Origin of the sequence: Thermosynechococcus sp. NK55a, from assembly GCF_000505665.1 — a bacterium.
Lineage (GTDB): Bacteria > Cyanobacteriota > Cyanobacteriia > Thermosynechococcales > Thermosynechococcaceae > Thermosynechococcus.
This window is the reverse complement of sequence record NC_023033.1, coordinates 638,967-665,175: the sequence shown is the minus strand read 5'-3', so window position 1 is coordinate 665,175 and position 26,209 is coordinate 638,967. Positions and strand designations below refer to the sequence as shown.

At 53.9% G+C, this 26,209-nt stretch carries 21 protein-coding genes; 14 read left to right on the top strand and 7 right to left on the bottom strand.

Annotated elements, in window-relative coordinates; genetic code table 11:
* Window positions 1–132 precede the first annotated feature (132 nt).
* Window positions 133–1,707, top strand: a complete 1,575-nt coding sequence (locus NK55_RS03215; RefSeq protein ID WP_024124384.1) for a serine/threonine-protein kinase — start codon at window positions 133–135, stop codon at window positions 1,705–1,707.
* A 24-nt stretch (window positions 1,708–1,731) separates the two neighbouring features.
* Here the strand turns inward: NK55_RS03215 and nrdJ are convergent, their stop codons facing one another.
* Window positions 1,732–4,005, bottom strand: coding sequence for a ribonucleoside-triphosphate reductase, adenosylcobalamin-dependent (gene nrdJ / locus NK55_RS03210; RefSeq protein ID WP_024124383.1), 2,274 nt, complete (start codon window positions 4,003–4,005; stop codon window positions 1,732–1,734).
* Window positions 4,006–4,160: 155 nt separating this feature from the next.
* Here nrdJ and NK55_RS03205 point away from each other — a divergent pair, with 155 nt between their 5' ends.
* Both NK55_RS03205 and NK55_RS13070 read left to right on the top strand, forming a co-directional pair.
* Window positions 4,161–5,399, top strand: a complete 1,239-nt coding sequence (locus NK55_RS03205) for an aspartate aminotransferase family protein (RefSeq protein WP_024124382.1) — start codon at window positions 4,161–4,163, stop codon at window positions 5,397–5,399.
* Between the two features lie 32 nt (window positions 5,400–5,431).
* Complete coding sequence (locus NK55_RS13070) at window positions 5,432–5,629, top strand: hypothetical protein (protein WP_157869645.1); 198 nt, start codon at window positions 5,432–5,434, stop codon at window positions 5,627–5,629.
* 23 nt (window positions 5,630–5,652) lie between these two features.
* On the opposite strand, the gene NK55_RS03200 is transcribed toward NK55_RS13070, so the two are convergent.
* Window positions 5,653–8,634 carry an ABC transporter ATP-binding protein/permease gene (locus NK55_RS03200; RefSeq protein WP_024124381.1) on the bottom strand — a complete coding sequence of 994 codons (2,982 nt, stop codon included), beginning with the start codon at window positions 8,632–8,634 and terminating at the stop codon, window positions 5,653–5,655.
* Window positions 8,635–8,880: 246 nt separating this feature from the next.
* On the opposite strand from NK55_RS03200, the gene NK55_RS03195 reads away from it, so the two are divergent.
* The 4 genes from NK55_RS03195 to NK55_RS03180 all read left to right on the top strand — a co-directional run bounded on the left by NK55_RS03195 (window position 8,881) and on the right by NK55_RS03180 (window position 11,595).
* Window positions 8,881–9,627 carry a response regulator transcription factor gene (locus tag NK55_RS03195; protein WP_024124380.1) on the top strand — a complete coding sequence of 249 codons (747 nt, stop codon included), beginning with the start codon at window positions 8,881–8,883 and terminating at the stop codon, window positions 9,625–9,627.
* A gap of 56 nt (window positions 9,628–9,683) precedes the next feature.
* Window positions 9,684–10,859 carry an 8-amino-7-oxononanoate synthase gene (gene bioF / locus NK55_RS03190; RefSeq protein WP_024124379.1) on the top strand — a complete coding sequence of 392 codons (1,176 nt, stop codon included), beginning with the start codon at window positions 9,684–9,686 and terminating at the stop codon, window positions 10,857–10,859.
* 84 nt (window positions 10,860–10,943) lie between these two features.
* Complete coding sequence (locus NK55_RS03185; RefSeq protein ID WP_041429482.1) at window positions 10,944–11,150, top strand: hypothetical protein; 207 nt, start codon at window positions 10,944–10,946, stop codon at window positions 11,148–11,150.
* A gap of 130 nt (window positions 11,151–11,280) precedes the next feature.
* Window positions 11,281–11,595: a DUF5132 domain-containing protein gene (locus tag NK55_RS03180; RefSeq protein ID WP_024124377.1), complete on the top strand. Its 315-nt coding sequence runs from the start codon at window positions 11,281–11,283 to the stop codon at window positions 11,593–11,595.
* A gap of 57 nt (window positions 11,596–11,652) precedes the next feature.
* Here NK55_RS03180 and NK55_RS03175 read toward each other — a convergent pair whose 3' ends face one another.
* Window positions 11,653–12,534 carry a universal stress protein gene (locus tag NK55_RS03175; protein ID WP_024124376.1) on the bottom strand — a complete coding sequence of 294 codons (882 nt, stop codon included), beginning with the start codon at window positions 12,532–12,534 and terminating at the stop codon, window positions 11,653–11,655.
* 531 nt (window positions 12,535–13,065) lie between these two features.
* Between NK55_RS03175 and NK55_RS03170 the strand changes: the two genes are divergently transcribed.
* Together NK55_RS03170 and NK55_RS03165 are read left to right on the top strand one after the other, a co-directional pair.
* Entirely contained in the window at window positions 13,066–13,353 is a 288-nt protein-coding gene (locus NK55_RS03170; RefSeq protein ID WP_024124375.1) for a Mo-dependent nitrogenase C-terminal domain-containing protein, read from the top strand.
* Window positions 13,354–13,371: 18 nt separating this feature from the next.
* Window positions 13,372–14,085: a ComF family protein gene (locus NK55_RS03165; protein WP_024124374.1), complete on the top strand. Its 714-nt coding sequence runs from the start codon at window positions 13,372–13,374 to the stop codon at window positions 14,083–14,085.
* On the opposite strand, the gene cobS is transcribed toward NK55_RS03165, so the two are convergent.
* The 4 genes from cobS to NK55_RS03145 all read right to left on the bottom strand — a co-directional run bounded on the left by cobS (window position 14,016) and on the right by NK55_RS03145 (window position 22,281).
* Window positions 14,016–14,747, bottom strand: coding sequence for an adenosylcobinamide-GDP ribazoletransferase (gene cobS / locus NK55_RS03160; protein ID WP_024124373.1), 732 nt, complete (start codon window positions 14,745–14,747; stop codon window positions 14,016–14,018). The two genes, NK55_RS03165 and cobS, sit on opposite strands and share 70 nt — an antisense overlap.
* Window positions 14,744–16,255, bottom strand: coding sequence for a pitrilysin family protein (locus NK55_RS03155; protein WP_024124372.1), 1,512 nt, complete (start codon window positions 16,253–16,255; stop codon window positions 14,744–14,746). The genes cobS and NK55_RS03155 overlap by 4 nt, the downstream gene beginning before the upstream one ends.
* An 8-nt stretch (window positions 16,256–16,263) precedes the next feature.
* Window positions 16,264–19,101 carry a DNA polymerase I gene (polA, locus tag NK55_RS03150; RefSeq protein WP_024124371.1) on the bottom strand — a complete coding sequence of 946 codons (2,838 nt, stop codon included), beginning with the start codon at window positions 19,099–19,101 and terminating at the stop codon, window positions 16,264–16,266.
* Window positions 19,102–19,191: 90 nt separating this feature from the next.
* Window positions 19,192–22,281: an ABC transporter ATP-binding protein/permease gene (locus NK55_RS03145; protein ID WP_024124370.1), complete on the bottom strand. Its 3,090-nt coding sequence runs from the start codon at window positions 22,279–22,281 to the stop codon at window positions 19,192–19,194.
* Window positions 22,282–22,497: 216 nt separating this feature from the next.
* On the opposite strand from NK55_RS03145, the gene NK55_RS14140 reads away from it, so the two are divergent.
* From NK55_RS14140 to NK55_RS12345, 5 genes are all read left to right on the top strand, one after another.
* Window positions 22,498–23,046: a DapH/DapD/GlmU-related protein gene (locus tag NK55_RS14140; protein ID WP_024124369.1), complete on the top strand. Its 549-nt coding sequence runs from the start codon at window positions 22,498–22,500 to the stop codon at window positions 23,044–23,046.
* Window positions 23,043–23,540 (top strand): methyltransferase domain-containing protein, encoded by a 498-nt coding sequence (locus NK55_RS03135; RefSeq protein ID WP_024124368.1) that lies wholly within the window; start codon window positions 23,043–23,045, stop codon window positions 23,538–23,540. The genes NK55_RS14140 and NK55_RS03135 overlap by 4 nt, the downstream gene beginning before the upstream one ends.
* Entirely contained in the window at window positions 23,533–24,264 is a 732-nt protein-coding gene (locus NK55_RS03130; RefSeq protein WP_200865512.1) for an FkbM family methyltransferase, read from the top strand. The genes NK55_RS03135 and NK55_RS03130 overlap by 8 nt, the downstream gene beginning before the upstream one ends.
* A 154-nt stretch (window positions 24,265–24,418) precedes the next feature.
* Window positions 24,419–25,111 (top strand): DUF268 domain-containing protein, encoded by a 693-nt coding sequence (locus NK55_RS03125; RefSeq protein ID WP_200865511.1) that lies wholly within the window; start codon window positions 24,419–24,421, stop codon window positions 25,109–25,111.
* 208 nt (window positions 25,112–25,319) lie between these two features.
* A complete protein-coding gene (locus NK55_RS12345) occupies window positions 25,320–26,195 on the top strand; it encodes a hypothetical protein (RefSeq protein ID WP_051372770.1) in 876 nt (291 codons plus the stop codon).
* The last annotated feature ends 14 nt before the right edge of the window (window positions 26,196–26,209 follow it).

The following is a 26,209-nucleotide window of genomic DNA, read 5'->3' as shown; positions in this document are numbered from 1 at the left end:
GTCATTTTGTGAAAACTACTGAGTTATGCTAGCGGTGGGGGCATCTTTCTGTAAGCTTTGACTTCAAAAAAACAGGTCACCCTATCTCCCTTCCCCCCTTGTTGAACGTGCTGTTCATCTTCTTGGCTGCTTATGAGTTACTGCCTAAATCCGAACTGTACCAAACCGGACAACCCTGACAATGTCGATGTTTGCCAAGCCTGCGGCAGCAAACTTTTACTCAATAATCAATACAAGGCAATTAAAGTTCTAGGGCGAGGGGGGTTCGGCGCTACCTTTTTGGCCATTGATACGCAACTGCCTGGCAATCCCACCTGTGTGATTAAACAGTTGCGACCAGCAGCCACAGCTCCCCACATCATAGCGATGGCGCGGGAGCTTTTTTTGCGGGAAGCCACCACCTTGGGTAAAGTTGGCAATCACCCACAGTTGCCTCGGCTGCTCGGCTACTTTGAAAATGAAAATGAATTTTACCTGATTCAAGAATACGTGGGTGGCCTTACCCTGCAACAGGAGGTCAAGCGCTTTGGCCCCAAAAGCGAAGAAGAGGTAAAGCAGGTTTTGCAGGAAGTGCTCCCCATCCTTGATTACCTACACACCAATGGTGTCATTCACCGCGACATTAAGCCGGCTAATCTCATCCGCCGTGATATTGATAACAAGTTGGTGCTTATTGACTTTGGGGCGGTAAAAGACAAAGTTACGCAGGCTATGGTGGAAAATGCCCCGGAGCTATCCACATTTACCAACTTCGCAGTGGGAACCCCCATGTATGCGCCGCCAGAGCAAATGGCCATGCGTCCGGTCTATGCCAGTGACATTTATGCCCTCGGGGTCACCTGTGTCTACTTACTGACTGCTAAATCCCCCAAGGAAATTGAACGGGATCCGCGCACGGGCGAATGGCATTGGCAGCGCTACGTCAAAAATATTTCCCCTGCGTTTGCTGCTCTCCTTAACAAAATGCTCCAGGATGCGGTTAAAGATCGCTACCAAACCGCCATGGATGTCCTTGCGGATCTGCAACTACTTGAGTCCAAACAACCAGCTAGTGTCGCTGCTCCTACTGTTTCCGCAGAGGATGATGACCTCAGCAATGCCCTTTCGACCCCGCCGACCCAAGGCCGCCCCCGTGTGCCTGAAGCACCTAAGCGCTCCAGTTATGCCTCATCGGTGAGTCAAAATGCCCAAGCGGCGCGAGTGCGCCAATCACGGATGACAGGGACCCAATTGGGAGGCCCACCGGTTGTCGGAACTGGCCCCGGTCAACACCTCCGTGCCAAAGTCACACCACGGATGACAGCGGCACAGGTGCTCACAGCCTATAAACGGGGAGAGCGAGATTTTATCGATGTCGATCTCTCCAACGTTGTTCTCCGCAATGCGGATCTGGCGGGGGCTAACTTTGCCAATGCCAATTTTACCAATGCAGATTTGAAAGGCTGTATTCTTGCCAATGCTGTCTTGCGGGAAGCCAATTTTCAGGGAGCTAACCTGAATGATGCCAATCTCTGCGGTGCCTATCTGGTGCAAGCCAACTTTGAGAGGGCAAATTTGAAGGGGGCAAAACTACTGGATGCCTCGATCTCGGGAGCCAACTTTACTGGTGCCGACATTTCTGGAGCAGACTTTAGTATGGTCTCGGGGTTTGTTCAAGGTCAGCTCGATCGCGCCAAGAAGAACTGGTTTACAAAGTTGCCTAAATAGAGGGGCAAGTTTGCCCCCCTTCTCTTAGGACATCAAACACTTATCGGAGTCACAGCCGGCTGGCCCTGCCTCCGCCAGGGGTTGGGTATAGCGGGAGAGGGCTTCATGGAAATCATTGACCCGCTTGCGCTGAGCAACTGCAGCAATTTCCTGCTCATAGCGTTCTTTGCTAATGGGTTCAAAGGGCAGACGGGGAAATGTTTCATGGGCATCAAAGCGTGCCAAGAGTGCCGCAGAAATATACCCTTGATCCTGCTGAATCGCCGTGTAAATTGCTGTGGCAAGGGGTTCCACTTCGGCTTCCCGTAGCTCAATGGTGGCACTGGTGTTGTGGGTGGTGTAATGTTGCTGCACCTGCATATAGAAGTCAAACTGCGCTAAGGCGGAAAACTGGCTAACATCAATCGTGTCTGCCCCCGCTAGATCTGCCCAAGAGACAGCAACGGGAATTTCCACTAGCCACTCGGTACACCGCGGATCAAAGGGATCATCCAGAAGCTTACCCGTCTCATCCTTATCGGACTGGGAGGGGATGACATTGTAGCCATAGTCATAGCAAGCCATCGCCACTGCGTCGCCCTTGCGGAAGGTAATCCGCCGAATAAAGCGTTGGGCCTTTGGGGGATGCCAACCGGGAGAGGCACCCGTCAGCAGGGATTTAGTACCGGAGGGTTGGACAGTGGTACAGCGATTGGGGCGCTTGAGGCCATGTCGATCGCAATACTCCCAAACGGCCTCATGGACAATCCACCGCCAGCGTTGGAGGAAAGCGGCTTCTTGGGCTTTGAATTGGCGCCCTTGGGGTGTATCGGGGCGTCCGGCGGCCCACCATTCCAGCCAAGGCACACCAAAGGCATGGACAAAGAAATCGAAGAGTCCCGTAAAGCTGACGCCAACGATGGGATCAATGGCACGGGAGTATTGATAGCGCTCAACAACAAACCGATGGTTTAACAGGGCAGCAACGGAGAGGGCACCCGCTTTGAAGGCTTTTTCTTGGGTGGCTGTATCCGCTGGATCAATCTGATTGAGGTGAATTTCTGCAAGGTTACAGTGAAAATCCGCACCAATAATTTCCCCACAGGGATTGAGGCCATAGCGACCAAGGCGATGGGCAAGCTCCCGCTGATCCATGGCAGGCAAGAGCTTCTGCAAAAAGGCGTCCCCCTGTTGATTTTCATAGGCACGGAGAAAAGCCTGCTTCAGATGGGGTGTGGTTAGAAGATCGGCGTTGGCGCGGGCGATCGCCTCCCCTGCCCATTGAATAGCGCCTTCCCCAGAATAGAACTGACTTCGCACCGCATTGATACATTCTTCAAGACTCGGCTTCCTGTGGAAGACACGGGTATGGTTGGCCATTCGTAGAGCATCCCGCTTGGGATCGATGCGCCAATTGCCCTGCTCATCCTGCTGCCAGAGGTTTTGCTTGGCCTGGGCAAAGGCCTCATCGTCACTAGCGCCTTGACGCATGCCCGCCGATCGCCTCACATTACCCGCAACGACGACAACGGCTGCCTCGTCAATCAGCAGACAGCACTCCACAGAGGTCAACTGCCGACCCACTGCGGCATTTAACAGGACAGCACAGCGATGGTAGAGGTCTGGCAGCTTTACTGGATTGGCCACTCCGCCAAACCCCTTGAGCCGCTCACCTGTCGGACGCACATCACTGATGTCAATCGTGACCTGAACTGAACCACCGAGGTGCGGGTTGCTGGCTAGTTCAAGAAGCGTTTGGTAAGACTTCACCCAGCCTTGGCGGCTATCCCCCACTTTGATCTGGCAGGTCTGCCCCGTGAGTGTGACGGTGGTGTGCTCTTGACGCGCTTCCCTGGGGGTTTGACCAATTGCGCCGATAACGGTGACCTCTAGGCGATTGCAAATGGGAGGTAACTGAGAGATGTATTTTGGTTCCAGAATTGCCCCTGTGCCACAGCCTTGCATGGCCAAGTCCATCATGAGGCCAAAGGAATCCCAATCCACAACATTGGTGCTGGTGCAGTTGTAGGCACCGGAAAAGTTCTCGGGCTGGCGTACCCAATCGGTGCCGCCGACCCACAGCCAACGGCCAGAGGGCAGGGCCTTCAGCTCCTGCTGCATTTCCCTCAGCAGTGCCACTTCCGCTTCGGTGAGGTGCCCCACTTCCTGTAGGCCTTTGAGGGTGCGATCGCACACCTGTGGCCAACTCTCCCGCTCGCCCGCTTCATTTTGGCGGCTGTAGGTACGGTAAAACACGGGATAGGCTGTGGGGGCTGTAGTGGGGAAGCTGGTTTGGGGACGGGGAGGATTTTGCACCATAGGGTTAGGATTCAATGGCTAATACTAGGTGTAGTGTACCGAAGCCATCCTTGGCGGTCAATAAGCACTAATTATAGGGTGATCCCCAACTGCCCTGCCACACCGATAGGGAGATGCTAAGATAGCAGGAAGTTTTTGCTTTGGGTCCAGAGTCAATGGTTGCTGCTCCCTCGACCTCCTTCAGTACTGATGCCTTTGACCAAGTGGTGATGACCACCTATAGCCGCTTTCCGATTGCGCTCGTGGGCGGTGAAGGCTGTCGGGTTTGGGATGATCAAGGCCGCAGCTATCTAGACTTTGTGGCGGGCATTGCCACCTGTACCCTCGGCCATGCCCATCCAGCCTTAGTGGAGGCGGTCAGCCGCCAAATGCAAACGCTGCACCACGTTTCGAATCTGTATTACATTCCCCAACAGGGGGCATTGGCGCAGTGGTTGGTGGCTCACTCCTGTGGCGATCGCGTCTTTTTCTGCAATTCTGGTGCTGAAGCCAACGAAGCGGCCATTAAACTGGCCCGTAAATATGCCCATACCGTTCGCCACATTGCCAACCCAATCATCATTACAGCACAGGCCAGCTTCCACGGACGTACCCTGGCGACGATAACCGCTACGGGACAACCAAAATACCAAAAACACTTTGACCCCTTGGTGCCCGGCTTTGCCTATGTGCCCTACAACGACTTAGGTGCTCTAGAAGCCCTCGTGGCCTCCTTGGATCAACCGGAACCGCAGGTGGCAGCCATTCTTTTGGAGCCCTTGCAGGGGGAAGGGGGAGTCCGCCCCGGCGATCGCGCCTACTTTGAGCAGGTACGCCAACTCTGCACAGCAAAAGGCATTCTCCTGATTTTTGATGAAGTGCAAGTGGGCATGGGTCGCACGGGGTCCCTGTGGGGCTATGAAACCCTCGGTGTCGAACCGGATGTTTTCACCGCTGCCAAAGGCCTTGCCGGGGGCGTTCCCATTGGTGCCATGATTGCCAAGGAGTTTTGTGCCGTCTTTCAGCCGGGGGATCACGCCAGTACCTTTGGCGGTAACCCCTTGGCCACGGCAGCAGCCCTCACCGTTTGTGAAACTCTGGAAAAAGAGAATCTCCTCGAAAATGTGCGCGATCGCGGGCAGCAACTGCGGACAGGACTACAGGACCTGGCGGCCACCTATCCCCAACTCATTGCCGAGGTGCGCGGCTGGGGGCTGATCAACGGTCTTGAACTCCAACCCGACACCCCTCTCACCGCTGCTGAAGTCGTCAAAGCTGCCCTTGCTGAGGGGCTATTGCTGGTGCCGGCGGGGCCGAAGGTGGTACGCTTTGTCCCTCCTCTCATTGTCCGTGCTGCCGAGATTGATATGGCCTTAGGGGCAATGAGCCGCGCCTTTGCCCACCTAGCAGCCTAATACTTGAACCTCAGCAGATGAGGAACCAGAAGGTGGCCAAACTGTTTAGCACAGTCAGCGGGTTGTCTGGTCAGTGCTATTTTTTTGTGCCCTGCTGGGGCATCTGTGGTTGGCTGTGCCCTTGGTATGAGCTTTGCCTTGCCGCAGGGATGCTCAGTGTTGGAGAAATGGCTCAAAGGGCGCTGGTGGCTAGCCCATGGGTGCTGGCTTCGGAACTGATCCGCCGCTGAAACGGTAACCCTACTGTTCGAGACTAAAGCACATCCTTACGCTTTTGAAAGACCCCCACTAGTCCCAGCATCAGGGCAATAATGCCCCCTAAGCGCAGGTGATTGGCAGTAACATTGGCGTTGAAGGTCTGCCCCTGAAGACTCCAAAAGCGATCAATGAGGGCTTCACCGCTGGCGATCGCCCGCCCCCGCTGCTCTTTCCAGAGGGCAAATTGGTCTTGCCAGCGATCCATGGCCCTCTGATAGGCTTTGACCCGCTGATTGTACTCCTCGACGCGATCGCGATAGGCCTGATTCAACTCTAAGACGGACTTGGGCAGTGCCGGTGGATCACCTGGTTCCGCAGGTTGGGGGGGTTCTGGTTCATCCACAGCGGGGTGGTACTCCTTGCGCACCCCTGGAAAGTGGCAACGCCGGAAGAGGTTCTCGCCAAAGCAGGGACACTGAGCCAAAGCTTCAGGACTTCGCTTCTCCCGTACCGACTTCGGTTGCTGCCAGCAGGGATCTTGAGCCACATCCTGACCAAAGCCCAAGAGGGAAACCACATTGGCATAGCCCCAGCGGGTCAAGGTGACATCGCTGATCCAATTGCCCACTGGCCCTAGATCCTTGAGGGGAATAATGGCACCGGCAAAGGTAATCTGCGGCACCAAAAAGAGAATCGTGAGTAGAGGAGCAACCGTCTGAGTGGGGGAGAGGGCAGAAACCAGTAACCCCATTACCATGCCACCAAAGGTCACCAGAAACAGTGTCAAGTAAAGGCCAGCGATCGCCCCAATACCGAGGCTAAGATTGATCGCCAAAAACTTCATCCCCAAGAAAATGGCTGCTTGGTATAGTGCCAGGACCACTGCTGGGCCCAGCTTTGAAAAAATATAGGGCCACAGCCCCAACCCCACCATCCGCTCACGGCGATAGATCTCCAGTTCCTTAACAATTTCGCGCATCGTGGCTAGGCTGCCCACCATCACGGCAATGAGCACAGTAACAAAGGCCATCGTAAATGCCTGCCCCGCATCCCCTTGATCTGGATCAAGAATCATTGGCTTCCAGAGGACAAAATCCAAGGCTCCCAAAATCGGCGCCAAAGAGAGCATGAGAATGAGGGCCGCCCGATCCTGTCGCAAAATGGCCAAGTTTCGCCGGATGAGAATCCACCACTGCCGCCATGGTGCCACTCGGGGAATCGTTGCTTTTTGATGTTGGGGCTGGACCTGTCGCGTTGCCCCTGTATCCACATTGAGGGGACGCTGTCGCTCCACCACATAGGTTTGATACAGATGAGACTGGCGATAGCGTTGCTGCCATAGGGCCGGATTAGCTTCGCTCTCAATCTTGAGGTAAATTTCATCAAAATCTTGAACATCAAAATAGCTGAGGGCTTGATCCGGTGGACCAAAATAGGCAAGGTAGCCGCCCCGCGCCAAAAACACCACCAAATCGCAGAGCATCACATTCTTAGTGGCATGGGTAATGAGTAAAATCGTTCGCCCCTGATCCGCCAACTGCCGCAACAGCCGCATCATTTGGGTTTCCGTGCCCGGATCTAAGCCAGAAGTTGCCTCATCCAAGAAAAACAAACTGGGGCGGGTGAGCAATTCCACACCAATCGACACCCGCTTGCGCTGACCACCACTCAGTTGCTTAACAAGGACATGCCGCTGCGCTGTCAACTCCAACTCCGCCAGAACCCGGTTCACCTGTTCCTGTCGCTCTTGATCGCTAAAATCAGCGGGTAGGCGCAGTCGTGCTGCATAATCTAGGGCTTGAGCCACAGTTAACTCCCGGTGGATAATGTCATCCTGAGGCACATAGCCAATCTGGGTGCGGTATGTTCCAAAGTAGCGGTACAGATCATGGCCGTTGACCAGTACCATGCCCTTCGTGGCAGGACGAAAACCATTGAGGGCATCGAGCAGCGTTGATTTACCAGCACCACTGCCACCAACAATTGCCACAAACTCGCGGGGCAAAATTGAAAGAGAAATATCTTGAAGGAGCTTCGCCCCCTTAGGGGTGGTTTTACTGAGGTGGATGGCGTCGAGACGCAGGTTACCACTGTCATTGTGGGGAACAATGGTTTCGTCGGGGGTAAAAACAGAACTATAGGGACCAATGCGCACCAGCGCACCCGTTGGCAAGACTACAGGTTTGCGGGGTTCAAGGCGTCGGTTGTTGACAAAGGTGCCATTGGCGGAGTTGAGATCGACGATGTACCACTGTCCCTCTTGGAGATAAAGGCGAGCGTGAAACCGTGAGACGACGGGATGATCCAGCACCATATCATTGCTGGGATCGCGGCCAATGCGAACCTGCTGGCGATCGCGCAGTGGGAGGGGTCGAGTTTGCTCAACAACCTCCGTGGCAGGCATCAACAGATATGTGAGGCGCAGCGATTCCCCCACATGAATGACATCTCCCGGTGCCAAGGTATGTTCGCTCATCGTTGTGCCGCGCCAGTGAAGGCCATTCTTGCTGCCCAAGTCAATGATTTTGTAGTGATCCCCCGATCGCACCAGCTTGGCATGGTGAAAGGACACAAAGGGATGGTCAATGGTAATGTCTGCCTTTGGGTCCCGACCGAGAATCAGTTCCTCCTTGAGCAGCGGAAACTCCTGCAACCAGTGAGGCGTTGCCACCTGCAAAATTGGCGTACTAGCAGCCCCCATCACGACCGTGCCTGGCAGTTCCGTTGTTGCCCTGCCATCTGGATCGAAAATGGCTTCAAAGTCCCCAATGCGGAGGCGATCGCCCGCCTTGAGAACCACAGGGGTGCGCGGCCGCAGCTTTGTGCCATTCAAAAAAGTGCCGCTGGCGCTCCCGAGATCCGCCACTTGGTAGCCCGTTTCAGTGGGAAGAATCAAGGCATGGTGGCGGGAAATCCCCTCGCCGACAAGAATCACTTGGCTTTGGGGGTCAGTACCAATGATCAGGCGATCGCGCCCCAGTTGAATTTGCTGTCGTGAACCATCAGCCCCTAAGAGGTTGAGAATGGGCACAGCCATATCCCTTGTTTAGAAACGTTTAGAAACCCCACTTCATTTTGTCACTAGAATTTTGTCACTAGAGAAGGGGTAAGAATTTTCTATTGCGGGAACAAGAAAAAACCCTAAAGTATTATTCGTTACGAAATGATAGGTATTAGATTTGCTAGATTAGCATCCAATTCATTCAAATACTGCCATCCTGTTGCACCTTCTGGCAAAATCTCCCAGAAATGTAGAACGACATCTTGTTGTGGGGATGTACTCATGTTGATGCACATTGAAATTATTGAAAGCAACCCCCACCTGCGTTCCCTCCTTGGCTGGCACCTACAACAAGGGGGGCACATTGTTCATCTTGCCAGTGGCTGTCAACAGGGACAGGAGGTGTTTCAACTGCGGCATCCCGATTTGGTCGTCCTCGATCTAGACTTAAATGAGGGGAATGGCTTGGCATTATGCCGCTGGCTGCACCATCAAGGCGCCGTTTTGATTTTAGTCCTGTCCGCCCGTGAAGATGAAGCGGATGTGGTGACGGCGCTGCGGGCAGGCGCCGATGATTATTTGGCCAAGCCCTTTGGGATGCAGGAGTTTCTTGCCCGCATCGAGGCCTTGGCACGGCGAGCACGCCCCTGTTTACCCAGCATCTTGAACCTAGGTGAGCTACAAATTGATTTAGTGCAGCGGCGAGTGGTAGTACGCAATGTCCCAGTGGACTTAACACCGCAGGAATTTAGCTTGCTCTATGTCCTCACCCAAATGGGGGGCACGCCTTTGAGTCGTCAGGAGTTGCTGCGGCGGGCTTGGCCAGAGGGCATTGATAACCCCCGCACCGTCGATACGCATATTTTATCTTTGCGCAAGAAAATTGAAGTGGATCCGCAACAGCCACGTTTGATTCAAACCGTGCGCAATGTCGGTTATCGGCTGCACCTTGAGCCATTGAATGGGCGCTACCCGCAGAATGGCAATAAACTTCGTCCCCCGCAATCGCCCCGCCACGTATTGGTTTAGTTGGTTTAGATCACGTATTTTTAGGCTTTGTCAACTCTGCCCCAAAATATTCTCAAATGAGCGATCCCTTTGACTGGCTAGAACCTGCCCTAAATACGCTGCACCGTGCCCATTGGTATCGCCAGCCCCTGCTCAGTGGCGCACCGGCAGCAGTAGTGAGTGTAGGAGAGCCGCCCCGTCCATTGATTAACTTTTGCAGCAATGACTATCTAGGTCTGGCCAACCACCCGCAGGTGAAAGTCGCCGCCATTGCAGCCATTCAACAGTGGGGAACCGGAGCCACAGGCTCGCGCCTTCTCAGTGGTCAGCGTCACCTCCACGCCCAACTCGAGCGGGCGATCGCCCAGTGGAAGGGTACAGAAGCTGCCTTGGTCTTCAGTTCCGGTACTGCGGCCAATCTTGGCACCATTGCTGCCCTTGTGGATCAACGGGACTTGGTGCTTGGGGATGCCTACAACCATGCCTGTCTGAAAAAAGGCGCCCACCTCAGTCGCGCTACGTTCTATGAATACCCCCACAACAATGTTGCCGCCCTTGCTCAACTCCTAGAGACCCATCGCTCCCAATACCGCCGTTGTCTAATCCTCACCGATGGTGTCTTCAGTATGGATGGGGATGTCGCCCCCCTAGAGGAGATACTAGGGCTAGCCGAGGCCTATATAGCAATGGTGCTCGTCGACGATGCCCACGGCACAGGGGTGTTGGGAACCAATGGTGCTGGTACCTTAGCCGCCTTGGGGCAATCTAGCCCGACCATCATTCAAATGGGTACCCTCAGCAAAGCCCTTGGCAGTTTAGGGGGATACATTGCCGGCTCCCAAGCCCTGATCACCTATCTGCAACACCGTGCCAGCACATGGATCTATAGCACTGGCCTCTCACCGGCGGATGCTGCTGCTGCCCTTGCTGCCCTTGAGCAACTACAAACAGATCCTTCCCTGCGCCAAGCCCTAGGGGAGCGCATTCAACAACTAGAAAAAGGACTGCAAGCATTGGGCTGCCCGGTTTTGCCCCGTCCCTTACCGACCCCTATCTTTTGCCTGCCTGCTCCCGATCCAGCCACCGTCCTCCAATGGGGTCAGAAATTACAAGATGCTGGATGTTGGGTGGCGGCGGTACGGCCACCGACCGTGCCTTTTAGTCGTCTGCGCATCACCTTAAGAGCCGATCACACCCCTGGGCACATTGAACAACTACTGGCAGCATTGGCCGCTTTATTAAAGTGCTGTTAAGAAGGGCTGACGGTCTGGCTGTGTTTCGCCTAGGCTGTAGATAGTTCTGTGAAATCGGCAAAGTGCACCAAGGAGTGAGCGATGATCACGATTTGGGTGAGCGAGCAAATTGATCCTTCTGGCTTGCTTTATGCCTGTATTGCCTGTTGTAATGAAGCACAGGCGAGAGAGTGTGTGCAGTCCTTTGAGAAAAACTTGACAACAGAACAAAAAGCTGCCGGTTGGCAAGTTCGCTTGCGTACCGTGGCCTCTTGGGATGAGGTTCCCAGTACTGCCCTCAAGCTCTCCTAATCTTTTGGCTCAGTCCTGCATAAGATTCTTGGTGGAGCGATTAAGCGAGTGGGGATATGGCCCTCCCTGCACCTTTGCTATCATAGGTGCGATGTACTCATCTTGCTTTTTCTTTGGAGGATGCCGCAGAATGGAGTTGGAAGCCCTGTTACTTGGTTTAGAACCACTCGCCGTGCTTGCCCTTGGGGTTGGTGCTGTTGCTGTTGCGCCGGTTGTGGGTGCTGTTGACTCAATGACTGGTCACAACTTGGCAGAGCAAGCTCGTAATGCGGCAAAATCAGGTTTGATGTGGGCGTTTGAAACCTATGAGAAAGCCCAGACGGCGATCGCCGAAGCCAGTGAGTCTTTCCAGGACTTGGTTGCCGAAGCGCGCTCAGAAATGATGGAGCAAAAAGCAGCAAAGGCCGCCGCTCCTGAGGAACCCCGCGAAGTGACGATTAGCTAGGTCTTGGCTCCCGATTAAACTCCTTGGGGTAGTTTTGCTGCCCCATCCTTTAATCAATTAGCGACCAGCGGGCGGAAAATAGATTACAGGAAAGTGGCAACGGCGAATGATTTCCCCGGCAAAGCTGGGGATTGATAATTCCCAAATTTTACCAACGGAACTAGAGGAAACCACAATTCCATAGATGTCGCGATCGTAAGCTGCCAACTGGGCTTCCACAACGGGACTGCCAAAGCGAATCTCTGTTTCAACGCTCAGGCCATAGCCCGTGAATTCCTGCTTCAGCTGGGCCAGGATTTTTTCTGCCTTGGGGCGCTCCTCAGCAATCCCCAGCTCCCTTTGACCCGCATCACTGATAATCCAGCAAAACGTTAGGGAAGTAATGCTCGTTTGATCTGGCTGTTGGACACCCTGCCGCAGTTTTTGGACGAGGTGCTGAGCTGAGGGACTGTGGTCGTAGGGGACAAGGAGATGACGAAAGAGATTTTGACAGCGGAGATTTAGTTCTGCGGTGGTCATGACCCACAACAGGTGCGGGCGCATAATCATGACCGGGACTTTAATCCGTTGCAGTACCTCAATGGTTGTACTGCCGAAGAGTTTCTCATCCAATAGATTGCGGACGGGACGGCTAGCCAGTACCAAGTCAATTTGATGTTTTTCAGCGGTGTCCAGAATGGCATCAGCAGGGCGGCGGTTTTCAATGATCACCTCTGCTTTAAGATCGGCTGGGACATTGGTGGGGTCAATTTTGAGTAACTCACGCGCCTGTTGCAGCTTTTCCTCCCGCAGCCGCGGCTTATCCCCATCCTCGTTTATGGGGCGGGCATGGAAAAAGATCAATTTGCGGGCACCTGCGGTTTGCAGGGCCTCAAGGTAGTGGGTGAGTTTGGGGAGGCCATCATGGAGATCTGTTGGAATCAATATGTTCTTAAACATACCAGTGCTCCCCAATGCCAGACTCTAATTGCAGATTAGCTTAGAAAGGGGGACCTGTGCTACTAGGCTTTTATGAGCATTCACCTACGGTTGCGAGGATGCCCCCTCATCTGTTGAATTCCAAGGCTATAATTTCTGAATCTGCAGTTGCCGCCGCGGACTTCAGTGGCTGTAAGGGCAACTTTTCGGAAAACCTCATCGTCAACTTCAACAGAAGTCACTAAAATAAGGATGGATACAGGATCATCATTCAATTCAACCATGTATCCACTACTACTAAATCTCTCTGAAACAAGGAGATTGTCTATTGTGATGCGATTTTCATTGAGATTTCTCTAGGGTATCGCGCCTTGCTAAGGATGATCCAAAGTGGATCAGAACGACTTTTTTGCCATCAGAGGCAGTGATAAATTTGCCCTTCTTAAGACATCGTTTAGACATTGTTTTAAGTGATTGCCATTGCCTTCTTAAACGGTGGGGAAGGGAATTTTTTGCTGCTAACTTCAATGATTGAGTTGAGGTGTTGAGTTGATGATGATTTTTACGTTGGGGCAACGTCTGCTCCGCACGCTCCTGTGGCCGGTACGGCAGTGGCTAGAGCATCTGGAAGTGCGCGATCGCCAGCTTGCCCATCGTCTGTGCCGCTTGATCCCGGCCCAGTGTCCCTTTGAACGTGATATTGTGGTTGCCAAATGGCACATTCACATTCCGCCGCTGTGCCACCTGAATCCCCTCTATGAAGAACTGATGGTGCTGCGCTACCGCGCCCTTTGCTACTTGGCGAATGAGTGCCATGAGGATATTAGTGCTTACTGTTAGCCCATAGGGGGTGCGCTGGTGTGGCGATCGCTGACCTCCTTTTTGGTGCAGCAGCGCTGTTGCTGTTGTGGTCGGGCAAGTTCCCAAACGATTTGTAGGGATTGTGCACGGCGCCTGAGGTCATGGGAAGTGCGCCAACGGCAACGCTACTGGCGGGGCAGTCTGCCCCTTTTTCCCTGGGGATACTATCAGCAAGACCTCAAGCGAGCGATCGCCACCATGAAATACCACAACCAGCCGGAGCTGGCTTACCTCTTTGGCCAATGGTTGGCCCTAAGCTGGTTTGAGGCCAAGGTAGCTCAACATCTACCCTTGCAGATTGTGCCCATTCCCCTCCATCGCGATAAATTGAAAAGCCGCGGCTTTAATCAAGCGGCGCTCATTGCCAAGGGCTTTTGCCGTACCCTAGAACTCCCCCTAGCGGCGGCGGGGCTCATCCGCCAACGGCCAACGGAGGCCCTGTTTCAGCTATCCCTCAAAGAACGCCAGGCCAATTTGGCCAATGCCTTTTGCCTTGGACACGGTCTGGAGCGACAACGCTGGCTATTGCTGTGCGATGACATCTATACAACGGGGACGACGGCAGGCAGCGCCGCCACCGTCTTACGCAATGCAGGATACAAAGTTTTGGGCATCATCACCGTGGCTGTGGCACTACCCGATCAACTGGCTGATCCCACTGTAAAGGCAACCAGCATCAAGGCTTCTGTCCACTCCACAACTGCACCGTAGGTATCCCCCGTGTGACCCCCCAACTGCCACTGAAACCATGCAGGGATCAAGAGAATTAAAAGCAGACCAAAAAGCAATTGCCCAAGGGGAAGCGGCAGCAGGAAGCTGAGGAAGAGCACAAGTAAACCACTCGGCCAAAAATCGCGGGGAAAGACACCACTGGTTTTATGGATCTGACCCGTGCCCTGGGGCTTCAAATAGGGATAGCGGGCGATCGCCCACACCTGAGCCAGGCGCCCCACCACCAATACCCAAACCAAGACGCTGCCCTTTGCCAGACTGCTTAAGCTTGTGACTTTTAAAAGCAGGATCACAATTGCGGCCATGACGCCAAAAGCCCCTGCTCGACTATCTGCCATCACCTCAAGACGCCGTTGTTGATCCCTGACAGCTAAACCATCGGCAGTGTCCATCGCACCATCCAAGTGCAATCCGCCCGTCAGTGCCAACCAAAGGGCTACCAGCACCACACTCGCCACAGGGGAGGGAACCTGCAAAAAATCCAGCAGCCACTGCACTCCCCAGAGTATTCCCCCCAGCACAGTCCCCACCCAAGGACACCACTTGGCTGCCCCTGCCAATTGAATTGGCCAGCTAGGGGAGATGGGCAAACAGGTGTAGAAGGCGATCGCCCCCAGCCATTCCTGCCAAAGGGATTTCATGGACGGGTTTGAATCTGCGCCACAGTTCGCTGCTCAGGTTTCAGGGATTGAGCCAGCCGCTGAATATCGGCAGGGGTAATGTCATTAATCGCCTCTAGGCGAGCAAAGAGTTGTTGCCAGCCACCCCCCTTTACGGCATACTCCGCCAAGAGTTTGGCCATGCCCTCATTGGACATCAGGTTTTGCAGCAGCTCCATTCGCAGTTGGGTTTTCACCCGATCCAATTCTGGTGCGGTCACGGGGGTAGTTTGCAGTGCCTTGAGTTCCTGGGCAATGCCTGCGGCAAGGGCAGCCGTTGTTTGCCCCGGAGCTGGCGCCCCATAGATGAGAAAGCGATTGGGGTATTTATTACCCGGAAACCCCACGTAGGCCTGCACATTGAGGGCAAGTTTTTGCTCAAGCACCAGGGAACGGTAGAGACGGGAGGTGCGACCGCCAGTGAGGAGGCGAGCCAGAATTTCATAGGTCAGATAGGCAGGTTCGCGCAGGGGTGGGCAGGGATAGGCTTCGATGTAGAGGGGCTGGCTTGCCAATTCGAGGGTGATTTGGCGAGGGGCTGTTTGCGGTGGTTCGGGGGGAATGGTTGTGGTCTTGCCCGTTCCCCTGGGGTAGCGACCAAAATAAACCGTTGCTAATTCCTTAACGTGTTGAGGATCCACGTCTCCCACCAGTACCATTGTCATTTTCTCGGGGGTGTAATACTGGCGAAAGAACTGCTCCACATCGGCGCGGCGCAGGTTTTGAATGTCCTCACGGTAGCCAATGACGGGTCGGCGGTAGGGATGCTCCCGAAAGGTCGTGGCCAAAAAAGCCTCAAAAAGCTGCCCTGTGGGGGAATTTTCTGTGCGTAGTCGCCGCTCCTCAAGGATGACTGCTTTTTCCTGATAGAAGTCGCGAAAGACGGGCTCCAAAAAGCGTTCTGACTCTAGGGACATCCACAGTTCCAATTTGTTGGCGGGAAAACTGTAAAAGTAACGGGTGGCATCGGCGGAGGTGGTGGCATTGAGACCTACTCCCCCAGCTTGTTGAACAATTTGGCCATATTGATTGCGAATCACATAGCGATCGGCCGCCTGCTGCACCGCCGCAAATTCTGTGATCAATGCCTGACGTTGCCGCTCATCGGTTGCAGCTTGCAGTTGCTCAAAGAGGCGATCTAGTTGGGCAAGTTTCTCTTTTTCGGCAGCATAATCCGTTGTGCCGATACGGCGGGTACCCTTAAAGGCTAAGTGCTCGAGATAGTGGGCGACACCAGTCTGGCCTGCGGGTTCATCCACGCCCCCCACATCCACATAGGTGAGAAATGCCACAATCGGGGCTTGGTGTTGCTCCATGACAATGAAGTGCATCCCATTGTCAAGATAGAATTCACTCATTTGATCCATGGCACGGTCAATGTAAGGGCGAATTGTTTGGGCATCAGCAGGCCAGCAGAAGGCGATCGCCCCCACAAGAAGGCAGAGAAGAATTTGCCAAAAGGACACTTGCCGGGGGTGTTGCTGCCGCATCAACAAACCTAGTTGGCCTCCAGCCAGTTGGCTGCTGCGTAAATATCCACCGCCAGGGGCACACGCAGGGGCACCGCCGTACTCATCACTTCAGGAATCGTGGTTTGCAGGTGTTCCCACGCCTCAGGGGGCATCTCCAACACCAATTCATCGTGAACTTGCAGCAGCAGGCGAGCCTTTTCTGGCGGCAACAGGGGTGCCAGCTTCACCATTGCACACTTGATAATATCGGCACTGGAACCTTGAATCGGGGCATTGGCTGCCGCCCGCAACAGTCCCCGCTCATAACTGCTCATCTTTAGCTTACTGGGATCGACATCGGCTAAGACTTCCACGGGCTTGCCCCGCAGGGATTGTAATTCGCGACTCTCAAATGCAAAGTAGCGCCGCCGCCCCAAAATAGTTTCCACATAGCCTTGGCTGAGGGCAAGCCGTTCCATGTGCCGCAGATAGTCAAAGACCCGTGGATAGCGATCGTAAAACCGCTGAATAAACACTTTAGCATCGGCAACACTCACGCCGGCCTCGCGGGCAAACCGCTGGGGGCCCATCCCGTAAATGACGCCAAAGTTAATAATTTTGCCCAGGCGACGCTCACTGGAACTAATATCGGTTTTTTCTAAGAGAAACTGCGCCGTGAGGCGATGGACATCCGCCCCCTCTTGGTAGGCCGCCACCAGGGCAGGCTCTTGACTCAGATGAGCGAGGATGCGCAACTCAATTTGGGAATAGTCCGCTGTCACCAGTAGCCAGCCCGGCTCTGGAATAAAGGCGCGCCGAATTTGCCGACTAAACTCGGTGCGAATGGGGATATTTTGCAGATTGGGATTGGAGGACGAGAGGCGACCGGTCGCCGTCACCGCTTGGTTAAATTCAGTATGAACACGGCCTGTGTCTGGACGCACCAGAGTGGGCAACACGTCAACATAGGTGGATTTGAGCTTGGCGAGGGTGCGATGGCTCAAAATGAGGTCAATCACGGGATGATCTCCCCGGAGTTTTTCAAGGGTTGCGGCATCGGTGGAATAGCCCAATTTCGTTTTATGGGTCTTTTTCGTATCCAGCCCCAATGTGCCAAAGAGCAGTTCACTCAGTTGCTTGGGGGAGGCCAAGTTAAAGGGTTGTCCCACAGCATCCCAAGCCTGTTGTTGCAGGGCTGCCAGTTGCTGTTCCAGTTCTTGGGAGAGTTGCCGCAAATAGTCACTGTCAATGCGAATGCCCGTAGCTTCCATTTCCGCCAGAATGGGTTCGAGGGGCAATTCCACCTCTAGGAGCAGTTGCCGCAAGCGGGGGGTTAGGTCTGCCTCTAGTTTCTCCTTGAGAAGATAGGTGGTATGGACATCGAGGCCACAGTATTGGGCCACCGTGGCTGGTGACAGGTCCGCAAGGGTTTGGTCTTTGCCGACAAGACTGCGGTAGCTTTGGGCTGGGAGGGGCAGATAGCGTTGACACAGATCCTTAAGGTTGTGGCTGGCTTCGGGGTTAATCACATAGCTGGCCAGCATTGTGTCAAATACTACCCCCCGTAATTGAATCCCCTGAAAGCGCAACACCAAGCGGTCAAATTTGGCATTTTGCAAGACTTTGGGGTAGCGATCGCCCTCCAGAATCGGTCGCAAAGCGGTGAGAGTGTCTTGCAGGGGGAGGTTCTGGCCCTCTTTGTGCCCCAAGGGCAGATAGGCCACCTGATCGGGAGCGGCTCCCCAACAGCAACCCAGGCCCACCAAGGCAGCATCGCGGGGGTTCAAGGCCGTTGTTTCCGTGTCCCAAGCCACGGGATGATTTGCATCTGTACAGGTTTCTAACTGGCTAATCAGCCATTGCAGTTGCTCTGGCGTTTCAATGAGTTGCACATTCAAGGGAGGGGGGGTATCCGTGGGCGCAAAAAACCACGTTTCCTCTGAGTCAGTCTCTAAATCGGGGAGTATGCCCCCCAAGCGTCGGTGCCACTCCTGAAGTTGCATTCGCAGGGCGCGAAACTCCAACTGATCTAATAGGTGATCCAGCATTGGCCAGTCAAAGGGAGTCAGATGCAGTTCCTCTAGGGAGAGTTCCAAGGGAACATCGTGGACAATTTGGGCCAATGTACGGGAATGGCGGGCATCGGCCTCCCCATTGATCAGCTTGGTTCTCAGGCTGAGGGGCATGATCTCATGGATGTGGGCGTAAATGTCCTCCAGGGTGGGGTATTGACTCAGCAATTGCACAGCGGTTTTTGGGCCAATGCCCTTAATACCCGGAATGCGATCGCTGGCATCGCCACAGAGGGCTTTATAGTCCACAATTTGCTCTGGCCAAACCCCCATTTTTTCCCTAACCTTGAGGGCATCAAAGGCCTCCAGACCCTGTTTGCGCTGGCCAAGGGTATTCCCTAGATACAAGACCTGGACTTGACCCTTGCGATCAATCAATTGAAAGAGGTCGCGATCGCCACTGACAATGGAGACCTGCCACCCTTGGGATCGCAAGCGGTGAGCCACCGTACCAATCACATCATCCGCTTCATAGCCCGGCTGACTCAATAGGGGCAAACGTAGGGCCCGCAGCAGAGCCTGCAAATTGGCAATATCGGTAATAAAGTCCTCCGGGGTTTCGGCACGACCTGCTTTGTAGTTTTCATCGGCGGCGTGGCGAAATGTCGGCTCCCCCAAGTCAAAGGCAATGGCTACATGGTCGGATTGCTGCTGCTCCAGAATCTCTAGGAGGCTCTTGAGGAAGCCAAAACACACACTGGTAGGAATCCCCGTAGAGGTGCGCAAGCCCCCGTCCCGCCCCTTGCTAAAAGCGTAGTAGGCACGAAAGGCCAAGGAATGACCATCAATCAGCAGTAGATTGGGGGCGGACATAGGATTGTAAAAACAAAATGGCGACGGATGACTTTATTCATTATTGATTAAAAAATCACTAAAAAATTTGGCCTAAAAGCTTGCAGGATTTCAACGGCCAAAGTCCCGGCGTTTTTGACAGAAGGGTAAAGCCACCAGCATTGCCAAGATGAGAAGGCTTTGATCCCGCCAATGGCGTTGCACATTCACGGTAAACATATACCCTTGATCCCGCTGGAAGCGACTGATGGTGCCCTGCGCTTCATTGATGGCGCGACTGCGCTGGCGATTCCACTCGGAGTATTTTACTTCCCACTCGTCCATTGCCGCCTGATAGGCTTGCAGCCGTCGGAGGTAGTCCTGGAGCGCCGCCGGATCATTGGGGGGATCGCCGGGAGGCTCTGGCTGCGGCGGTGCGGGTTCATCCACTGTGGGTACGTATTTGGAGCGAATTCCGGGGAAGTTGCAGGTTTGAAAGAGGCCGGGGCCATAGCAAAGACAAAACTCCCGCTGCATCTGTTCGGTCATTTTTTGCCGCTCTTCCTCTGGCTCCCGCCAACAGGGGTCATTGGCAATGTCATCTCCCATACCCGTGAGCTTTACCATCGCCTCAAAGGGCCATTTAATCACCGTCAGATGGTTGATGATCTGCCCCGGCAACCCAAAGGAAGAAACGGGCTGAATACCGCCACTAAAGATAATTTGTGGTACTAAAAACATTAGCACCAGCAGAGGCACAATGTTTTGGCTAGGGGCCAGGGCAGACACCAAAAGGCCCATCGCCATACCGCCAAAAATGGCAAGGGCAAAGGTGATGTACATGGCAAAGGTGACACCCCAATCTCCCGGTAAATCCACTGCTAGTTTTGTTACCGCAAGGTAGGTGGCCGCTTGATAAAGGGCCAGACCAAGGGCGATCGCCACCTTAGAGCCAAGGTAGGGCAACAGTCGCAGGCCAACCAACCGCTCCCGCCGATAAACTTCCACCTCCTTGACCAACTCGCGCATTGTCGTCATCGCACCAATCATCACCGCAATGAGACTGGTGACAAAAATCATCGTCAGGGCTTGACCCCCATTCCCCGTTTCGGGATTAAAGAGATCCCGCCGCCAAGAGACAAAATTCAGACTAGCGAGCAAGGGAGCAATTAAGAGGGTCAGCAGCAGCTGGATGCGATCTTGACTGAGGATAGTGAGATTGCGGTGGATGAGAATGAGAAATTGTTGCCAAGGGGAGATTTTGGATTTCGGTTCACTGCTGCGACCGGACTTGCCCTTGGGGGACCGCTGACTTTCATCGGGCATGTAAGCCAGCGCCTGTTGGCGTCCCACAACATATTCCTGATAGAGGCGCGATCGCCGGTAGGCCTGCTCTAGCTCTTCTGAAGTGGGGGCATGGGGGTTTTTCTCCTTGTCTAAGGCACGGTAGATGCCAGAGAAATCCTCGAGCTTGATGCCACTCAAGCGATCGCCAAAGGTGGCGCGGAAATAGGGCAGCAGTTGATCAGGGGGGCCAAAGTAGGCGAGCCGTCCGCCCTCCGCCAAATAGATCACCAGATCACACTCCCGGATGTTTTGGGTGGCATGGGTAATGATGAGGATCGTTCGCCCCTGATCTGCCAACTGCCGCAGCAAAAACATCAGGTCCGCCTCAGTGCCGGGATCCAAGCCAGAGGTCGCCTCATCGAGGAAGAAAAGACTGGGCTGGGTCAGCAATTCTGCTCCAATACATACTCGCCGCTGTTGACCCCCACTCAGACGCGAAATGGGCACATCCCGACGGTGGTTCAGTCCCAATTCTGTTAACACCTCTGTCACCCGCCGTTGGCGTTCTGCTGCAGTTGTATCGGGGGGCATCCGTAGTTTTGCTGCATATTCCAAAGCTTGGGCGATCGTCAGTTCCTCGTGAATGATATTTTTCTGTGGTACATAGCCCAATTGCGCTTGAAAGGCCTGATAGTTGCGGTAGAAATTTGTGCCATTGACCAGTACAGTTCCCGTTGTTGCTGGCCGCAATCCATTGAGGGCATCGAGGAGTGTTGACTTACCGCTCCCACTGGGACCCAGAATGGCCACAAACTCTTTGGGCATGATTGATAGGGAAATATCGTGGAGAATTCGCGTCCCTTTACCCACCACCTTAGTGAGGTTGATGGCATCCAGGCGCATGTGACCCGATTCAGCATATTGGGTCAGGGTTTCATCGACATTGAGAACAAGGCGATCGCTGCCAATGCGGATACTATCCCCCACCCGCAGCAGTGTGGGTGTTTCTACCTCACGGCCGTTGACAAACGTGCCGTTGCTGGATGCCAAGTCCGTGAGAATTAAATCGCCATTGCGGCGCTCAATTTTGGCGTGGTGACGCGAGACTGTCGGATGCTCAATGACTAAATCATTACTAGGATCGCGGCCGATCGTGAACGTGTTGTATCCCACCAGCGAAATCGTCTTCACAGGGACAGTGGGTGTGCCATCTGCCTCAGGAATGGCGAGTACCGTTGCCGTGTTGGTCAAACGCAACTCTGTCGCTGGGCTAAAGGCAATGGCATGGCGCTGGGTATCAATGCAATCAGGCAACTCCTGTCCTACATAGGTGAGAGTAACAAACTCTGTCAGAGCATAGCTTTCCCCGATTCCCAAATACGGGTGCATCGCTGGCTGCGGGTTACTGAGATCAATGACCTGAAGATGCTGATCGACAAAGCGCAACTTCAAATGGCAGGGCAGCAGTTCAGGAGTATCCACCACGACATCGCAGCCAGGATGCGTTCCCAAAAGACTAGTTTGCTCCCTTAATCCCCAACGTTGTCGCCACGTTTTTGTGCGAACTTCAACCACAGGAACTTCAGTAGGCCCACCCACCTCGAGAGTGCCGGGCTGATATTCCTGATACTGCCAAACCAGGCGAAAACGCACTGCTGAGTTGCCAAGCGTGATTAAGTCACCATTTTCTAGAGGAATAGGGGTATTGGGCACAACTGGCTGGCCATTGAGATGGGTACCTGCCTTACTGCCCAGATCAGTTAAATGTACTCTCCCTTCTTGCCATCCCAAGTAAGCATGGTGGCGGGAAACAGAAGGATCGTTGAGAACAAGGTCGTTATCAGGGGCACGGCCAATTTTCAGTCCGCCGGTGGGTAACTGGACGCCCTGCTCACTCACTGATTTGACCAGTTCTAACCACGCTGCTTGAGTCATGACCCTGGTGCCAAAGAAGCTTGATGCCAGTCAGTGTACTGGATTCTGACTGCCTTAACCAAAAGATTGGGAGACAAGTCCTGAAGTCAACATAGGTAGTACAGAACTCTGCCTAAAACACCCTGAGAGTGGGGCTGCAATCTCTGAGTATACTAATCCCTAGACGCCCGCCCCCCTTAGCAGATACTATGATACGAAGCTTACAAAGCTGATGAGATGACCTTTGCGAAATCAATCGCCTACGCCTTCGCCCTCCCGAGCAAAGCTTTCATGCGCATCCGTATGACCTATTTCCGTCTGCGGCTGGGGTACTTGGGGCCGCGTGCGCAAATTTACGATCGCGTCAGAATCGCATGGTCGCGGCATGTCCGCATCGGTGCCAACACCTCGATAGGCCCCGGCGTTTACCTGTGGGCTTCCTCGCAAGGCCATATCAGCATCGGCGAACGCTGCGCCATCGCGGCTGATACCCGCATCGTGACTCCCACGCACGATCCTGCTGCACTGCCCATCACCGCGGTCGGCATCAATCAATCCGTCGAAATCGGCGACGATGTCTGGATTGGCACAGGCGCCATCATTCTTCCGGGGGTCAGAATCGGCAGCCGCAGCATCGTTGCTGCGGGAGCGGTTGTAACGAAGGATGTGCCAGAGGACGTCTTGGTTGCTGGCGTACCGGCGCGCATTGTGAAAACCTTGCTCCCCGCCGAAATCCGGCGGGAAAACGGGCGCCAGGCCTTGAACGCAAAGGGGGTAAGATCATGAAACTCCACCTGGGCTGCGGCAAGCGCCACATTCCCGGCTTCGTCCATATCGATGCCATCGATTATCCCCATGTGGACCATGTCGCTACCATCGACAACCTGTCGTTCATCCCGGATGGCTCGGTCGACCTCATCTACAACTGCCATGTGCTGGAACACTTCAAGCGGCGTGACGTGCCGCGGGTGCTGAAGGAATGGCATCGCGTGCTCAGGCCGGGCGGGGTGCTGCGCATCTCCGTGCCAGACTTCGCGCAGATCTGCGAGGTCTACCGCCGCTTCGGCAAACTCGACCTCGTGATCGGCCCGCTGTTTGGCCGGCAGGATTATCTCTACAACATCCACTACAACGTCTTCGACTTCGACTCGCTTTCGCGCAACCTCACCGAGGCGGGCTTCGTCAACGTGCGCCGCTACGACTGGCGGCACACCGAGCATGCCGATGTGGATGATTACTCCCAGGCCTACGTGCCGCACGCAAACGGTGTTTATGTTTAACTTGAAAGCGGTGTTTATGCGTATGTTGAAGCAGATAATTGAGAGCAATGTTCCGTCTTCTTTTTACAAAAGAACTTCTTATTCCCAGTGTGGAGAAGATTTAATTATAAATTTTATCTTGACCAACTTTACTAACGGTAAAAAGCAACTTCGATATCTAGATATTGGAGCCCATCACCCCTATTTTCTATCGAATACAGCCCTATTATATGCAGCTGGACATAGTGGGGTTTTGGTTGAGCCCAACCCATACTATGCAAAACTTCTTCGACGAAAGCGACAACGAGACAAAATTATGCAATGCGGTATTTCTGCGACGCATGGGTATGCAGATTTTTTTATAATGGATCCTCCTACCTTGAGCACATTTTCTGAGGAAGAGGCTCGCCGTTATGTGGCAAACGGGCATCGTATCATTGATACTGTTTCAGTCGAAGTAAAAGGCATAAATGAAATCTTGTCAGAATTTGACTATTTGGACTTTTTGAATCTAGATGTTGAGGGGCTTGACTACGAAATAATTGAGGCAATCGAATGGGAAAAATTTAGGCCTTTTTGTGTATGTGTCGAGGTAATTGAATATGAGACGCGTCAAGAGCCGAAAAGAAGACAAGAGATATTAAATGAAATGCTGCAAAATGATTATTTTTTGTATGCCGACACTTATATAAATGCAATTTTTGTCGATAATCGTCGATGGCAACAACGCTGGAAACAAATTTGATGACGCGGGAACGGTTTCGCTACTTACTATTTCTGATCAGCTTGAATGTCGAGTGTGAGAAACCTTCTTTATAAATTGCATTGGCTATTATGTGTCCAGCTCGGTCTGGACGTGAGGCGTTTTGGCAGGGCACTCAAGGGGTTGCCCCGCTTACTTGGCCGACTTGTTACGATTCAAGGCAAGGTACGGTGGCTCAATCTCATTCATGCCATGTTTGCACGATTGGTTTGAAGAAGGGGGCTCCACCTCCAACGAATACTTCTGGCAGGACCTTTATGTTGCCCGGCTGATACATGCGGACGCTCCCGAAAAACATGTCGATGTGGGTTCCCGTGTAGACGGTTTTGTTGCACACGTCGCAAGTTTCAGGGAGATCGAGGTAATTGATGTGCGGCCGATTACTGCGCCAGTTCCTGGCATTGTGTTCAAGCAAGCAGATGTGATGAATCTGCCAGATTCATTTCACAATTATTGTGATTCATTGTCGTGCCTGCATGCGTTGGAGCATTTCGGATTGGGCCGCTATGGCGATCCGATCGCACCGGATGGGCATTTGCTGGGTTTAAAGAATATGGCAAAAATGCTCAAGCCTGGTGGGATCTTTTACTTGTCGGCACCTGTTGGTCGCGAGCGCGTGGAATTCAATGCGCACTGTATTATTGATCCATTCAAGATAGCTCGGTATGCAGCGGAGCAAGGCTTGCTGCTTAAAGGATTGGCATACGCGGAGGATAGTAATAAGTTTGTGGTATCTGAAGATTTAGAGAAAGCCCTGCTGCACACGGGTCAACAAAAATATTGCTTGGCAATATTTACATTTGAGAAATGCCGTGATGCCGAGTCTTAAGGCGATGTTTTCCTAGGCATTCAAATGGATCGAGCGGGTGCGTTTTCTCCAGATCCAGTTTCATCACTTCGTTCCGAATGCAATGGAACGCAGACGTGCGCTTCGTGAAAAGCTGGCGGCAAGTCATGTCGAGATGTGGAACTATGAGTTTGTCTGGGAGAGCTGGGCGGCGAAAAACCTCGTCCCTACTCATGTCGCCTCTGAGTGAATGATGCGGGCTGTTTCTGCATCCCCTTCGGCAGCGCTGCTCGGTGCTCTTTCCTACACTAACGGTTCCGCAGCGGCGTTTCTCGACCCGAGCACGCGTGACGGGTTAAGCCGCCCTTGGCTGGCGTTGCGCGATGAACTTCGGGCAGCGGGTCTGGAACTGCTGGCCACGGATGATCTCCACGGCCGAAAGGCGGATTTCGTCATTCACGTCAACGCCCATGCGACCCGGCATGCCGTTCCCACCTTTGCGATCCTGATGGAATGCGGGCTGGTGCATCCGCCCAATGTCGATGAGCACCGGTTGCGCCGGTACCAGGGGGTGTTCACGTGGATGCCGGAGCTGGTCGAAAAGGGTCTGGCGACCCAGATTCGGTTGGCGCATCCCTTGGGCAAGGGCAGGGTCGATGGTTACGCCCGGCGGCCCCAGCTTCTGGTGATGATTGCCGCCAACAAGGCACTGCCGGTCTGGCGACCCGCTCAGGATCTCTATCGGGAGCGGGTGCGGGCGATTCGCTGGTTCGAACGCCATGCGCCGCAGGATTTTGCGCTCTATGGCCCCGGGTGGGATTTGTCACCACGACTCCCGACTCGGCTGGGTGGGGTCATTCATAAGGTCGAAAGGAGCTTGCCCAGATTTGTGCGTTGGTTTCCCTCGTGGCGGGGCGCCATACCCGCCAAGGCGCCGGTGCTCGAACGGGCGCGCTCTTCCCTCGTCTATGAAAACGTCGCGGGGCTGCGCGGCTATATCACGGAAAAGATCTTCGATGCGTTTTCTGTGCCGGCAATGTGCCGGTGTATTGGGGCGCCGAGGATGTCACCGATATATCCCCGCGGACTGTTTCATCGACCGCCGGCGCTTTGCCTCCTACGCTGATCTCTACGTTTTCC

Excerpts from the sequence above, each read along its gene's own strand:
- NK55_RS03155 (WP_024124372.1), bottom strand. The coding sequence starts at position 16,255 with ATGCGGCAGCAACACCCCCGGCAAGTGTCCTTTTGGCAAATTCTTCTC.
- NK55_RS03205 (WP_024124382.1), top strand. The coding sequence starts at position 4,161 with ATGGTTGCTGCTCCCTCGACCTCCTTCAGTACTGATGCCTTTGACCAA.
- NK55_RS03215 (WP_024124384.1), top strand. The coding sequence starts at position 133 with ATGAGTTACTGCCTAAATCCGAACTGTACCAAACCGGACAACCCTGAC.
- NK55_RS03145 (WP_024124370.1), bottom strand. The coding sequence starts at position 22,281 with ATGACTCAAGCAGCGTGGTTAGAACTGGTCAAATCAGTGAGTGAGCAG.
- bioF (WP_024124379.1), top strand. The coding sequence starts at position 9,684 with ATGAGCGATCCCTTTGACTGGCTAGAACCTGCCCTAAATACGCTGCAC.
- NK55_RS03170 (WP_024124375.1), top strand. The coding sequence starts at position 13,066 with ATGATGATTTTTACGTTGGGGCAACGTCTGCTCCGCACGCTCCTGTGG.
- NK55_RS12345 (WP_051372770.1), top strand. The coding sequence starts at position 25,320 with ATGATGCGGGCTGTTTCTGCATCCCCTTCGGCAGCGCTGCTCGGTGCT.
- cobS (WP_024124373.1), bottom strand. The coding sequence starts at position 14,747 with ATGAAATCCCTTTGGCAGGAATGGCTGGGGGCGATCGCCTTCTACACC.
- nrdJ (WP_024124383.1), bottom strand. The coding sequence starts at position 4,005 with ATGGTGCAAAATCCTCCCCGTCCCCAAACCAGCTTCCCCACTACAGCC.
- NK55_RS03175 (WP_024124376.1), bottom strand. The coding sequence starts at position 12,534 with ATGTTTAAGAACATATTGATTCCAACAGATCTCCATGATGGCCTCCCC.
- NK55_RS03135 (WP_024124368.1), top strand. The coding sequence starts at position 23,043 with ATGAAACTCCACCTGGGCTGCGGCAAGCGCCACATTCCCGGCTTCGTC.
- NK55_RS14140 (WP_024124369.1), top strand. The coding sequence starts at position 22,498 with ATGACCTTTGCGAAATCAATCGCCTACGCCTTCGCCCTCCCGAGCAAA.
- NK55_RS03195 (WP_024124380.1), top strand. The coding sequence starts at position 8,881 with ATGTTGATGCACATTGAAATTATTGAAAGCAACCCCCACCTGCGTTCC.
- NK55_RS03180 (WP_024124377.1), top strand. The coding sequence starts at position 11,281 with ATGGAGTTGGAAGCCCTGTTACTTGGTTTAGAACCACTCGCCGTGCTT.
- NK55_RS03200 (WP_024124381.1), bottom strand. The coding sequence starts at position 8,634 with ATGGCTGTGCCCATTCTCAACCTCTTAGGGGCTGATGGTTCACGACAG.
- NK55_RS03130 (WP_200865512.1), top strand. The coding sequence starts at position 23,533 with ATGTTTAACTTGAAAGCGGTGTTTATGCGTATGTTGAAGCAGATAATT.
- polA (WP_024124371.1), bottom strand. The coding sequence starts at position 19,101 with ATGTCCGCCCCCAATCTACTGCTGATTGATGGTCATTCCTTGGCCTTT.